This window comes from Chryseobacterium sp. RU37D (assembly GCF_900156075.1).
In the GTDB taxonomy this organism is placed as follows: Bacteria; Bacteroidota; Bacteroidia; order Flavobacteriales; family Weeksellaceae; genus Chryseobacterium.
In genome coordinates this window covers 131,852-143,912 of the sequence record NZ_FTMM01000003.1, presented here as the reverse complement: position 1 = coordinate 143,912, position 12,061 = coordinate 131,852, and the positions used below count along the sequence as shown (strand labels likewise).

At 35.7% G+C, this 12,061-nt stretch carries 13 protein-coding genes; 5 read left to right on the top strand and 8 right to left on the bottom strand.

From position 1 onward, the window contains the following. Window positions 1–32: 32 nt before the first annotated feature. Together BW926_RS02475 and pdxA are read right to left on the bottom strand one after the other, a co-directional pair. Complete coding sequence (locus BW926_RS02475; protein ID WP_076443859.1) at window positions 33–554, bottom strand: YceD family protein; 522 nt, start codon at window positions 552–554, stop codon at window positions 33–35. 84 nt (window positions 555–638) lie between these two features. After that, on the bottom strand, window positions 639–1,730 hold the full coding sequence (pdxA, locus tag BW926_RS02470; protein WP_076443857.1) for a 4-hydroxythreonine-4-phosphate dehydrogenase PdxA: 1,092 nt from the start codon (window positions 1,728–1,730) through the stop codon (window positions 639–641). Between the two features lie 49 nt (window positions 1,731–1,779). Between pdxA and BW926_RS02465 the strand changes: the two genes are divergently transcribed. The 3 genes from BW926_RS02465 to BW926_RS02455 are packed head-to-tail and all read left to right on the top strand — an operon-like array spanning window position 1,780 to window position 4,521. Continuing rightward, the gene (locus BW926_RS02465; protein ID WP_076443955.1) at window positions 1,780–2,376 is read left to right on the top strand and encodes a riboflavin synthase; all 597 of its coding nucleotides are present in this window, start codon (window positions 1,780–1,782) and stop codon (window positions 2,374–2,376) included. Then, window positions 2,366–3,820, top strand: coding sequence for a sensor histidine kinase (locus BW926_RS02460; RefSeq protein ID WP_076443855.1), 1,455 nt, complete (start codon window positions 2,366–2,368; stop codon window positions 3,818–3,820). Before BW926_RS02465 ends, BW926_RS02460 begins: the two co-directional genes overlap by 11 nt. Continuing rightward, entirely contained in the window at window positions 3,820–4,521 is a 702-nt protein-coding gene (locus tag BW926_RS02455) for a tRNA1(Val) (adenine(37)-N6)-methyltransferase (RefSeq protein WP_076443853.1), read from the top strand. The genes BW926_RS02460 and BW926_RS02455 overlap by 1 nt, the downstream gene beginning before the upstream one ends. A gap of 69 nt (window positions 4,522–4,590) precedes the next feature. Here BW926_RS02455 and BW926_RS02450 read toward each other — a convergent pair whose 3' ends face one another. Beyond that, window positions 4,591–5,301: a cell division ATP-binding protein FtsE gene (locus BW926_RS02450; protein ID WP_076443851.1), complete on the bottom strand. Its 711-nt coding sequence runs from the start codon at window positions 5,299–5,301 to the stop codon at window positions 4,591–4,593. 154 nt (window positions 5,302–5,455) lie between these two features. Next, entirely contained in the window at window positions 5,456–5,614 is a 159-nt protein-coding gene (gene rpmH, locus BW926_RS02445) for a 50S ribosomal protein L34 (protein WP_076443849.1), read from the bottom strand. 241 nt (window positions 5,615–5,855) lie between these two features. Here rpmH and BW926_RS02440 point away from each other — a divergent pair, with 241 nt between their 5' ends. Next, on the top strand, window positions 5,856–6,863 hold the full coding sequence (locus BW926_RS02440; protein WP_076443847.1) for a DHH family phosphoesterase: 1,008 nt from the start codon (window positions 5,856–5,858) through the stop codon (window positions 6,861–6,863). Window positions 6,864–7,100: 237 nt separating this feature from the next. Here the strand turns inward: BW926_RS02440 and BW926_RS02435 are convergent, their stop codons facing one another. Continuing rightward, the gene (locus BW926_RS02435; protein ID WP_228403377.1) at window positions 7,101–7,886 is read right to left on the bottom strand and encodes a patatin-like phospholipase family protein; all 786 of its coding nucleotides are present in this window, start codon (window positions 7,884–7,886) and stop codon (window positions 7,101–7,103) included. Between the two features lie 10 nt (window positions 7,887–7,896). Next, window positions 7,897–8,679 (bottom strand): alpha/beta fold hydrolase, encoded by a 783-nt coding sequence (locus tag BW926_RS02430; protein ID WP_076443843.1) that lies wholly within the window; start codon window positions 8,677–8,679, stop codon window positions 7,897–7,899. A gap of 16 nt (window positions 8,680–8,695) precedes the next feature. Here BW926_RS02430 and BW926_RS02425 point away from each other — a divergent pair, with 16 nt between their 5' ends. After that, window positions 8,696–8,926, top strand: a complete 231-nt coding sequence (locus BW926_RS02425) for a hypothetical protein (RefSeq protein WP_076443841.1) — start codon at window positions 8,696–8,698, stop codon at window positions 8,924–8,926. A gap of 316 nt (window positions 8,927–9,242) precedes the next feature. Here the strand turns inward: BW926_RS02425 and BW926_RS02420 are convergent, their stop codons facing one another. Both BW926_RS02420 and BW926_RS02415 read right to left on the bottom strand, forming a co-directional pair. After that, the gene (locus BW926_RS02420) at window positions 9,243–9,767 is read right to left on the bottom strand and encodes a biopolymer transporter ExbD (protein ID WP_076443839.1); all 525 of its coding nucleotides are present in this window, start codon (window positions 9,765–9,767) and stop codon (window positions 9,243–9,245) included. A 212-nt stretch (window positions 9,768–9,979) separates the two neighbouring features. Further along, window positions 9,980–12,055 (bottom strand): protein-disulfide reductase DsbD family protein, encoded by a 2,076-nt coding sequence (locus BW926_RS02415; RefSeq protein ID WP_076443953.1) that lies wholly within the window; start codon window positions 12,053–12,055, stop codon window positions 9,980–9,982. Window positions 12,056–12,061 lie beyond the last annotated feature (6 nt).

Sequence of the window (12,061 nt, the reverse complement as noted above, 5' to 3'; positions counted from 1 at the left end):
CGATGAGATTCATCATCCCATCATTAAACTATTTAATTTTTATTTTTTAAATTTTTTAATGCGTCCCATCTAGGATCGCTTTCATGTTCTTCCTCTTCATGATCTTTCGGACTGAATTTATCCAGAATTGCCAGATCTTCTTCGCTTACGTTGGGTGAAATCTTTTTCATCGGAATGGAAAGAGCCACATTTTCGTAAATTAATTGTGAAATATTAAAAGCATGGTCGCTGGTAGGAATGGTGATTACATCTTCTTCGCTGTCATCGTATTCTTCGCCAAACTTTACCAATACTTTGATTTCATTTTCAATAGGATGATCGAAATTTTCGTTTGTAATATCACAAACCAATTCTACTGTCCCGCTTACTTTGATCTCAAATTCTAAAAAAGTAGTGTGTTTATCAAGTAAAACATATACTGCAATTTTAGGATTTGTAAATTCCTGTTCAGTGTCAAATAATTGAAAGAACTCTTTATCTATCTCAAACCTGAACTCGTGTTTCCCGGTTTTCAGTCCGGAAAAGCTAATATCATAGTTTCTTAACTTGTCCATAAAATGAGTGTGCAAAAATATGCAATTTTTTTATAATAACAAATAAATTCTCTAACAAATTAATTTAAATTTTTTTTTAAAAAATTAATCCTCACTTTCCTCAGGCAGATCTTCGTCGATTCCATTGTCTATTACTATTTTTCTTGGTTGAAGACGAGTGCTCATCAAATCGTTGTACTCGTTTCTGTTTTTGTAAACTTTAATCGCAGTGAAAATCGCCTCCATAAAACTTTGTTCATTGGCAACATTTTTTCCTGCAATATCATAAGCTGTTCCATGATCGGGAGAAGTTCTAATGAAAGGAAGTCCTGCTGTATAATTTACGCCCTCTTCATATACCAGAGTTTTAAATGGGGCCAGTCCCTGATCATGATACATAGCTAAGACCGCATCAAAGCTTCTGTATTTGTTAGGTTGGAAAAAGCTATCGGCAGGGAAGGGACCAAATGCCAGAATCCCGTTGTCTGAAAGTTCTTTGATGGCCGGAGCTATGATTTCAATTTCTTCATTCCCGATCACGCCACCGTCCCCGGAGTGCGGGTTCAGTCCTAAAACGGCAATTTTCGGTTTCTGAATATTAAAATCTTCAATTAAAGTTTGATTTAAAACTCTGATCTGCTTTTTAATTTTTTCCTTAGAAATATTTTCGGCAACCTGAGCAATCGGGATGTGATGGGTGGAAACGGCAACTTTTAAGTCTTCCGTTACCAGGAACATTAACCCTTTTTTATTAAATTTTTCTTCAAAATAGCCTGTATGACCGGCATGCTTAAAGCCCATCTTCATCATTTCGTCTTTATTGATGGGGGCGGTAACCAGAACGTCAATTTCCTCTTTCATGAGAGCTTCCGTGGCTGCTTCCAGAGAATCAATTGCCATTTTTGTCGATTCTTCCGTGGGAATACCAAGTTCTACCGTGGAATTTTCTTTTACAAGATTGACCATATTGATCTTCCCGGCCTGTGCCTGTAAAGCCTCGTTGATGTAGTTGAAATTTAAGTTTAATTTAAAAATATTTTTCTGATAAGTAAATAATTTCCCCGAACCAAAAATCACTGGCGTGAAAAAATCCGTAATGGTTTTGTCTGCAAGGGATTTCATTATGATTTCGGGACCGATGCCATTGAAATCTCCGATTGAAATTCCTACTCGTACTTTATGGTTTTTTGGGCTCATTTTGATTATCTTTGAAGATTATAATTTTACAAATTTAGCAAAAAATAATATGTTCACAGGAATAATTGAAGCAGTTGGAGTAATTGAGAAGATAGAAGAAAACGGAAGCAATATTGATTTTACTTTAACATGCCCATTCACAAACGAATTAAAGATAGATCAAAGTCTTGCTCATAACGGCTGTTGCCTTACAGTGGTGAAGATAGACGGAGATCAATATATCGTAACAGCGATCAATGAAACTCTAGAAAAAACAAACCTTGGAAAATGGAAGGTGGGAACTGTAGTTAATCTTGAACGCTGCATGAAAATGGATGGAAGACTGGATGGACATATCGTGCAAGGTCACGTTGATAAGACCGGTGAGGTAATAAGCATTGAAAATAAGGACGGAAGCTATTATATAACAATGAAATATGAGGATAGTGGAAGTTTTGTAACTGTTGCGCAGGGTTCTATTACAGTAAACGGAATCAGCTTAACGGTTGCAAAAAGTGAAGATTCCCAGTTTTCCGTAGCGATCATCCCTTACACATGGGAATTTACGAATATGAAATATTTAAAGGCAGGAGATAAAGTTAATTTAGAATTTGATATAATTGGTAAGTATATTGCTAGATTAATTAATAAACAGAATGTCAATTAATATGTATAAGGGATATAGCTTGAGAAACCGAGTTTTTTTCGGGTTCTTGTTGGTATGTCTTTTAAGTGTAGTCGCTTCTTCTTTGATTCCTTATTTTGTTTTAAAGGAAAATTCTGTTAAACAAAGCGAAATTGATATGCAGGCCAAAACAGGTGCTGTGGTCCGTTATCTGGATTATGCGGTAAGTATGATCCGTACCGAAACCAAGGATCTTCCCGAGCTTTTGGAAAATAAAATTTTCGAGATTGCGGATATCAACCAGCATGATATTATCTTATATGATCTTAAAGGAAATTACCTACTTTCTAATAAGGAGGAAAGCCTTGTAAGCCAGAAAAGAATTCCTATTAATATTGTCAACAGAATTTTGGCGACTAACGCAAGGTATGATATCAAAGGATATGATGCTTCCAAAGGTGCGGTGCTTACTTCCTCCTATTTGCTTCTTAAAAATAATGATCTGGAGCCGATTGCCATTGTTTATATTCCTCTTTATCATAATGAATCTGCATACTTTGATGTTCTTCACAGTTATATAAAATATATTGTTTTAGTTGATATTTTATTGATTTTGTTCAGTATCTGGATAAGCTGGATCATGTCGAACAGTTTAGCTAAAAATATTACTAAGTTTTCCGATATGATCACCCGTATCACATTGTTTGAGAATGAGATGCGTCCTATCAGATATTATAAGAATGATGAGCTAAATGCTTTGGCCAGGGCTTATAATAGGATGATTCTTCAGATTCAGGATCAGAAAGAAAGGCTTCGTTTCAAAGCTTCCGAAGAGGCTTGGAGAGAAATGGCAAAACAGGTGGCTCATGAAGTAAAAAATCCATTGACTCCGATGAAACTGACCATTCAGAATTTTGAAAGAAAATTTGATCCCGAAGATCCGAATATCAGGGAAAGGGTAAAGCAGATGAGCAAAACGATGGTTGATCAGATCGATTTAATTGCTACTGTAGCATCTGCGTTTTCAGAATTTGCCAAGCTTCCTGAGAAAAACAATGAAGTCATTAATCTCAATACTGAGGTCGAAGATATTCTGCGTGTCTTCAATGATGATAGTATTTTTATGCATTCTAACAAAAATAATATCATGATTAATATGGATAGAATTTACCTATCTAGAATCATTACCAATCTTGTGACCAATGCAAAACAGGCGGAAAGTGAAGAAAGGAAGTTAATCATTAATGTAGATGTGGAACAACACCAGAGAAGGGTGATGATTTCCGTTCAGGATAACGGTATTGGGATCCCTGAAAGTATTTATGAAAGGATTTTTGAGCCTAATTTTACTTCAAAAAATAGTGGTATGGGGCTGGGCTTATCAATGGTAAGGAAAATGGTGGAAGATTACAAAGGAGAAATCACCGTAAAATCTGAGGTTGGTAAAGGTTCTACCTTCACAATTACTTTACCGACGAATTTATAGTGAAGCCGTTTACATTTAAACAATTTGAAATACAGCAATCTAAAGATGTCTTCCGCGTAGGAACTGACGGGGTTTTGTTGGGTGCTTTAACTTATGTAAATGCTGCTTCCAAAGTTCTGGAAGTAGGAACAGGAACGGGTTTGATTTCATTAATGCTTGCCCAAAGGAATTCAAAAGCAAAATTTCTAGGAATTGATATTAATGAAGAGGCTGCAAATCTTACAAAGCTTAATTTTGAAAATTCTCCATTCAAGTCAAGGTTAAAAAATGTTCATCAGGATTTTAAAAAGTTTGAATCGAAAGAAAAATTTGATTTGATTATCTCAAATCCTCCCTATTTTGAAGAATCGAATTCAGGAAAAGACAAGATTGCACGTCAAACTATTGAGTTGAATTTTAAGCAGTTAATTTCAAAATCAGCAGAGCTGCTTTCCCAGGAAGGAATATTTTCTGTGATAATTCCCATGGAAGCCGGAACTGACTTTATCAGAATTGCCAGTGAAAATCAATTTTTTTTAATTCGAAAAATAAATATTAAAGGAATTGAAACGGCCAATATAAAAAGACTGATTCTTGAATTTTCTTTAATTGAAAAAAAGCTTGAAGAGTCAGAATTTGTTATAGAAAAAAGCCCGAGACAATACTCGGACCAATATCTTGAGCTCACAAAGGAGTTTCATATTTTTAAAGGTAGAAATTAGATCTTAGAAGTTAGCTTACGCCTATAATATCTAAATTTCTTAATCCCTGAATCCCTGAATCTTTTAATTTTATTCAAATAGCTCTGCAGTATCTAAAACAGAAACCTTTCCATCCTCACATCTGATTGCCTCCCCTGGGAAATTTTGGATCATGTGGTAATCGTGTGTTGCCATTACAACAGCTGCTCCGTTTTCCAAGGCTACCTGCTTTAATAAGGTCATGATTTCATTGGATGTTTCAGGGTCAAGATTTCCTGTCGGCTCATCGGCAAGAATTAAATCCGGATGGTTTAGTAAAGCTCTTGCAATAGCCACACGCTGCTGCTCTCCGCCCGAAAGCTCATGTGGCATTTTATGCTTTTTACTCTTCATATTTACGCTTCCCAGCACCTCATTGATACGGTCTTCCATTTTTACCTTGTCGCTCCATCCTGTTGCTTCCAGAACGAATCTTAAATTTTTTTCAACTGTTCTGTCAGGCAGCAATTGAAAATCCTGGAAAACTATCCCAAGCTTTCGTCTAAGGTTTGGGATGTCGGAAGTCTTCATTTTTTCAAGATCAAAGCCTACTACCGCGCCATGCCCTGCAGCCAAAGGGATATGCCCGTACAATGTCTTTAGTAATGAGCTTTTACCGGAACCTGTTTTCCCGATAAGATAACAGAATCTTCCTTTTTTAATGTTCAGATTCACATCAGAAAGAACGGTGAAGTTTTTTTGTGCGATCTTAGCATGTTGCAAGCTTATAATATTATCTCCGGCGATATTTGTATGTGGCATAATTTAGTTTTAATAGTGCTGTTCTAAAATATTTTTTCAGAATTTAAAAATAGGAAAAAGAAGCTTAAAAGACCTAAATTTTAGTAAATTTTAACAACAAAAAATGCCTGAAAAAATTCTTTTCAAGCATGATTTGTATATGATAATTAAGAAATTATCTCTTAGCGCGTGATGCACTTACAGTTAATCTCTTTCTGCCTTTAGCTCTTCTTGCAGCCAAAACTCTTCTTCCATTTGGCGTAGACATTCTTTCTCTGAAACCGTGTTTGTTTCTTCTCTTTCTTTCTGATGGCTGGAATGTTCTTTTACTCATTACTATATGTTTAAATCGTAATTATCTATTAATTTTCAGGTTGCAAAGATATGGATTTTTTTAAATGTTACAAATTTTACCAATCTTTTTTTAAAAATTTTTGCCCTCTTTTTATTCAGTTATTTATAAAGATTGATTGATAAACGAAATTTTTAATAATAAAATAATGACAGGGATTTATTTAAAAGCTCTATCTTTGAAAAGTCAAAATTAAAGAAAAAATAAACATAAACATAATATGATGTTTACACCGGCAGAACTTTTAGAAATTAACTCATTACTAACCCCTGAAAACAAAATCGTAATTCTTACCCATTACAATCCGGATGGTGATGCGATTGGTTCCAGCCTTGGTTTAAAACATTATTTAAAAGCAAAAGGGATCTTCGCAGAGGTAGTTGTCCCGAACGATTTTCCGAAATTCCTGAAATGGATGGCCGAAGCTAAAAAAGCGCTCATTGCAGAGTACAAGAGAAAAGTAGCCTTTGATCTGATCAGCGAAGCCGATGTTATTTTTTGCCTTGATTTTAATTCTCCCTCAAGAATCGGTCTGCTGGGAGACTGGCTTACGAATGCGAAAGGAAAAAAAATCCTTATTGACCACCACCAGCAGCCGGAGCAATTTGATTTCGTATATTCTGATACGATAATTCCTGCGACCTGCCAGATGATCTATCATTTTATTGAGGCATTGGATGATGAGGGTTTAGTGAATAAAGATATTGCAGAATGCCTTTACACAGGCATCATGACTGATACGGGAGGTTTCCGTTTCCGTTCTACAAGTGCAACCACGCACAGGATTATTGCTAATCTAATTGAAAAAGGAGCAGATCCTGCTATGATCACTTCCAATACCTGGGATACCAATACCGTTTCCCGGCTTCATTTGCTGGCTTTGATTTTAGGAAGGATAGAAGTGGTAAAAGATGGAAAGGTTGCTGTTCTGTATCTTACAAGAGAAGAACTCAAGGAATACGGCTTCCAGAAAGGGGATACAGAAGGCTTTGTGAATTACGGACTGAGTATTCTCGGTGTAAAAATGGCTGCATTTTTCATGGAAGATTTATATGAAGATTTTATTAAAATTTCTTTCAGAAGTAAAGATGATATGGATGTGAACCAGTTTTCAAGAAAGTATTTCAATGGAGGCGGGCACATCAACGCTGCAGGCGGAAAATCTTATGAAACGTTGCAGGGAACAATTGAGACTTTTAAGACTAAAATAGAAGGGGAGGATTGTTTGTAATTTTTAGGTTGAGGCTGAGATTAGTTTGAGATAGAGTAGTATTTCTTTGTCATTCAGAACGAAACGAATTGTAGTGAAGAATCTCATAAAGTTTTATTTTAATCTCAAAGCTGAGATTCCTAGAATGACAAACTATATGTTTTAAGCTTTATTTAAAAGAAAAGAGAATGCTTCGCTCCTCGCAAAGGCACATAAAAATTTTTACACGCAAAGTCTAAAACACTCAAATCCTCCAATTCAATCCCCACGCGAATAACCCTTACTCTCAAGCTCTTTGCAGGTATATTCATATACTTCTTGAAACATTACATCAAGGGATTTTTTATTGAATAAGCTGAACTTGGTCATCTTTGGGGGATCTAAAAAAATATCGCAGCTTTTGGCTTTGGAATAAACCGATTTTGCTATGGCTAAGTGTAAGATCCTGTCGAATTCTTTCATTAAGCTCATTTTTTCCAGGCTGTCGTAGCTAATGGAATTCACGTGGGAAGCAATTAGAAAATCGCATTTATTTGCAATAGGTTCAATGGGTAAATTATCTAAAACTCCGCCATCGACATAAACTTTTTCCCCAATTTTTACTGGTGGCAAAATAAAGGGAACGCTTGAAGAGGCTAGCAAAGGTCCGAAAAGCTCTCCTTCCGAGAAGAAATCGACAATCCCGTGTGTCATTTCTGTTGCGGCTACATAAACAGGAATCTTTAATATATTAAAATTATCTTCGGGAAAATAATCTATGAATAATTTTAAAATAAATTTTGAACTAAAAATTCCGTTCTTAGAAAGTTTTAAATAGGATCTTGAGAAAAAGGTGGTCTGCTTTACAATGTCCATCATTTCATCCGGCGACTTCCCGAATGAATAAAATGCCCCGACAATTGATCCCGCGCTGGTTCCGGAGATAATATCAGGTTTAAGATTATATTCTTCCAGGGCTTTCAGTACGGCAATGTGGGCAATCCCGCGCATTCCTCCCCCGGAAAGGGTAAGGCCGATGATCGGTTTCTTTTTTTTGAAGAGCATATCCAGCATATCAGAAAACTAAATGTTTCGGTAAGTTGTGAAGAAGCTCAGTGTTGATGATCTCTGCACAGATGCTTGGTTTTTCCCAATGGCCGTTATGCCCGCAGTCTAAAACATAGGATTTTATATTGGTTCTGTCGGGAAGATTTTTAATCATCATTCCGGTTTTTACTGCATTGTCGTGTTTTCCGGCAAGAATCAGGATTTTTGCATCAAGATTTTCCAGAATGTGTGTTTTATCGGTTCTTTCTACCATGCCTTTTACTGACGCCAACGCGCCGAGATTATTGGTGGAAAGGGCAATTTTTAATGCTGTTTCGATTTTTCCTTCCAGAATATCTCTTTCATTCGGATTGAATAAATTGGGGATTCCTGCTCTTGCGTAATGAGCAAAAGCGTCCTGGATAATTCTGTAACTTTTGATTCGCTGCTGTTTTTTTTCATCATCATCAGGTAAATAAGTGGAGAAAAATAATGTTAAACTTTTAAGATATTCAGGGTGTTTTTCAGCGAAGCTTAAAGAAATGTATCCTCCCATGGAATGGCCCAGCAAATGTACCTTTTTAAGGTTTTGGTCATCAAGCACTTTTTTTACTTCTTCTGCCATCAGTTCCATCGTCTGAATTTCTGCGATAATATCCGACTGCCCATGACCCGGAAGGTCAATTTTCAGGAGTGAGAAATCTTCAGAAAGATGAGGTTCCATGTCATCCCAGATGGAAATATTTTCCATAAAGCCATGCAGTAAAACTAAAGTCTTTTTTCCGTTTCCTTTTGTTTCAAAGTTTAACATAATTCAACAATTAAAAATGAATATCAATATGATCAACAAATCCCGAACCATTCATTATATCCTGCAGCCTGTAAGTTTTTCCGCCGTCTTTGGAAATGAAGGTTGTGGTTTTCTTTCTAGTGTAAGGCTTTCCGTTGTTGTTCTGGGAAATACTTTGAATGATTTTCCTGTGAAATTCATATGCTTTTCTGATACAACGGCTATAAATCCTTTAATGCTAGGTCTTATACTTCTTGGAATGTCATAATGATCTCCTTCGTCTTCAATCTTTTTAAAAGTAACTAAACCCAGAGTTTTGATCAGATTATGGGTGAATTTATGTTTTCCGCTGAAATCTTTAAAATGATTTTTATTGCTTTCATTTATTTTAGTTCTTACAACATTGATAGAATCAATGATTTTTGTGCTGTCTGTCTGTCTGTCTTGAGGTGAACATTGTTTCTTTTTTAGAACATGAAATAAATAAATCTGAAATAGGCATTCCGGTAAAAAAAAAAATCATTAAATAAAATTATTTTCTCAAAAATAAATAAAAAAGAGCACTTAAAAATGCTCTTCTTTCTTTATTTGGTTAATTCTTCGTAAACTTTCTTTTCCCAGGGCTTGATATCGGTGATTCCGTAACGTTCTTTTTTGGAGATGGCGATATTGTCGAGAATATCTACGAAGTTTTTATAATTGGCTTCGTCTGTAGGTTTCACAATTACTGTGAATTTATCTTTCGACGGAGCGTTGTTATAAGCTTCAGAAATAATTTTCGTAATTTTTATTCCGTTGAAATCAGTTTCTTTTAAATTGTTTTTATTTAAATCTTCAGAATTACTTTGATGATAAAAAACATGATTGTCTTTTCCTAAAATAAAGGTAACCTGGTCTTTATCTCTCATTACATTATCAATCGGATGTGTACTCGGATCTTTCTCCGGCAGTCCTAAATCCATCACATTTGGTTTTGTGAAATTTGTAGTGAACATAAAGAATGTGATCAGTAGAAATCCCAAATCTACCATTGGAGTCATGTCAATCCTGATCATTTTTTTTCTTTGTTTGTTTCCTCCCTGCTTTTCTTGTGCAATTACTTCAGCCATAATAATATTTTTTAAATGTTAAACGGTATTTAATGAAATGTGAAAACTCACTATTTATTTTATAGAATTGATACAAAGTTTATACCTAACGTTTAGAAATGATATTAAATTCACATTTTAATTGAGTGTTTTGGCTTAAATAATGTTAAATTAATGAATTAAAAAAGCCTTACCAGGAATTGATAAGGCTTAATTTATTTTTAAGTTAAAAATTATTTATTCTTTTTATAAAAATCTACTCCGCATTCAAGGAATTTTTTGAAATCCTCCTTCGGCATATAACCTGAAACCGGAGTGTTAATCACTTTTCCATCAGGTGTCACCAAAACATAATGCGGCTGGGAATTGTTATTGAAATTCACCTGCTGGAACAAGCTCCATCTGTCTCCGATGGTTTTTACCTTTTTCACCTGTCCGTCGCCAAGGTCAATTTTCGTTTTCTGATCTTCCGGAAGCTCTTCTTTGTCATCTACATAGAGAGAAGCGAGAACAACATCATTTTGAAGGATCGGTAAAATATCCGGTTCGCTCCAAACGAATTCCTCCATTTTTCTACAGTTTTCGCAGCCGTAGCCGGTAAAGTCAATCAGAAGCGGTCTGTCTTCTTTTTTTGCAAGTTCAATCGCTTTGAAAAAATCGTGCTCGGGGTGCATTCCCAGGATTCCGTCTTTTTCGTCATGGAAATAGCTTACATTCAGCGGAGGTAAAATACCACTCAGCAACTGCAACTTCGGACGGTCTGATGGAATTAACCCCTGAATTAAATAAATCACAAACCCAATTCCTAAAACTCCTAAAATCTTTCTTGTTATTGAAATTTTCGGTTTTTTATCATCATGCGGGAATCTGATTAATCCAAATAAATACAATGCTAATCCTAATGCGATAATGATCCAGATCGCGATGAAAAGCTCTCTTTTTAAGAAAAATATCTTAGAAACTAGGTCTGCTTTTGATAAGAATTTTAAAGCCAAAGCCAGTTCCACAAAACCTAGAACGACTTTTACAGTATTCATCCAGCCTCCTGATTTCGGAAGACTTTGTAAAGCCTGCGGGAATAAAGCCAATAATCCGAAAACAATCGCCCATGCCAATCCAAAACCAGCTAAAGCAAAAGTTAACAACATTGGAACATTTGCGGAGCCCGTTACTGCACTTCCCAACAAACTTCCTAAAATAGGGCCTGTACAAGAGAAAGAAACGATCACCAAAGTCAGTGCCATGAAGAAAATCCCGATGATTCCTCCGGCTTCTTCCGCTTTTGAAGACTTGTTTGCAATTGAGCTGGGCAGCGTAATATCGTAATATCCGAAGAAGCTTCCTGCAAAGAAAATGAATATGATGAAGAAGCCAATATTCAGCCAGACGCTGGTAGAGATTTTGTTGAAAATATTTCCGGCAATCCCGTCAATTAAATGGAAAGGTACACTTAATAAAACAAAGATAAGAAGGATGAAAAAGCCGTAGATTAAAGCATCCCTTTTTCCTTTTGCTTTGTTTTTATTTCCTTTTGTAAAGAAAGAAACGGTCAATGGGATCATTGGAAAAACGCAAGGAGTAAGCAGTGCGATCAAACCTCCGATGAATCCTAGAAATAAATATGTCCAATAGTTTTCTTCAACTTTTGTGGACCCTGTTCCACAGTCTGTCAATGGTTTTTGAAAATCTATAGATGAAATTTTTAATTGCTTTGGGTCAAGTGTTGAAGTTGCCGGAGTCGCTATATTTTTTACGGGATTTTCTACAACAGATGCGGTTGTGGCCGGAATGGTAGCAGAATCTTTCGCCGGTTCTGTTTTTTCATCCGTTTTTGCTTCTTCAGTTGCTCCTTTTGGAGTTACCTGCTTGTTAAATTCCAGTGTATTTGGAGCGAGACAAACTCTGTCGTCGCACGTCTGATAAGTAATTTCGGCAACTACATCTCCTGGTTTTGTTCCGTCCTTTAACTTAAATTTTTGCTTAAAACCTGCGGAATTGGAATAATAAATGATCTTTCCTCCGAAAGCTTCAGAGAATTCTTCATGTTTTTTTCCGACTTCCATAAATTTTCCGATCAGCTCAATATTTTTTCCTGAAACTTTATAGTCTGTCGGGATTCCTGTATCTTCAGGGATATCTTTGGAGTAAATATGCCATCCGCTTTCCATAGTGGCGTTCAATACAGCTTCATATTGATTATCTCCTAATTCATTGATTGTAAATTTAAATTTTACAGGGTTTTTAATTTGTGCATTAATTCCGGTTGCCAAAAACAGCAGAATTAACAAAAACCAGTTTCTAAATTTCATTTTAGT

Coding starts and splice junctions, on each gene's coding strand:
- BW926_RS02450 (WP_076443851.1), bottom strand. CDS start 5,301: ATGCCACATACAAATATCGCCGGAGATAATATTATAAGCTTGCAACAT.
- BW926_RS02475 (WP_076443859.1), bottom strand. CDS start 554: ATGGACAAGTTAAGAAACTATGATATTAGCTTTTCCGGACTGAAAACC.
- BW926_RS02460 (WP_076443855.1), top strand. CDS start 2,366: ATGTCAATTAATATGTATAAGGGATATAGCTTGAGAAACCGAGTTTTT.
- BW926_RS02430 (WP_076443843.1), bottom strand. CDS start 8,679: ATGTTAAACTTTGAAACAAAAGGAAACGGAAAAAAGACTTTAGTTTTA.
- BW926_RS02420 (WP_076443839.1), bottom strand. CDS start 9,767: ATGGCTGAAGTAATTGCACAAGAAAAGCAGGGAGGAAACAAACAAAGA.
- BW926_RS02425 (WP_076443841.1), top strand. CDS start 8,696: ATGAATATCAATATGATCAACAAATCCCGAACCATTCATTATATCCTG.
- BW926_RS02440 (WP_076443847.1), top strand. CDS start 5,856: ATGTTTACACCGGCAGAACTTTTAGAAATTAACTCATTACTAACCCCT.
- BW926_RS02415 (WP_076443953.1), bottom strand. CDS start 12,055: ATGAAATTTAGAAACTGGTTTTTGTTAATTCTGCTGTTTTTGGCAACC.
- BW926_RS02465 (WP_076443955.1), top strand. CDS start 1,780: ATGTTCACAGGAATAATTGAAGCAGTTGGAGTAATTGAGAAGATAGAA.
- rpmH (WP_076443849.1), bottom strand. CDS start 5,614: ATGAGTAAAAGAACATTCCAGCCATCAGAAAGAAAGAGAAGAAACAAA.
- pdxA (WP_076443857.1), bottom strand. CDS start 1,730: ATGAGCCCAAAAAACCATAAAGTACGAGTAGGAATTTCAATCGGAGAT.
- BW926_RS02435 (WP_228403377.1), bottom strand. CDS start 7,886: ATGCTCTTCAAAAAAAAGAAACCGATCATCGGCCTTACCCTTTCCGGG.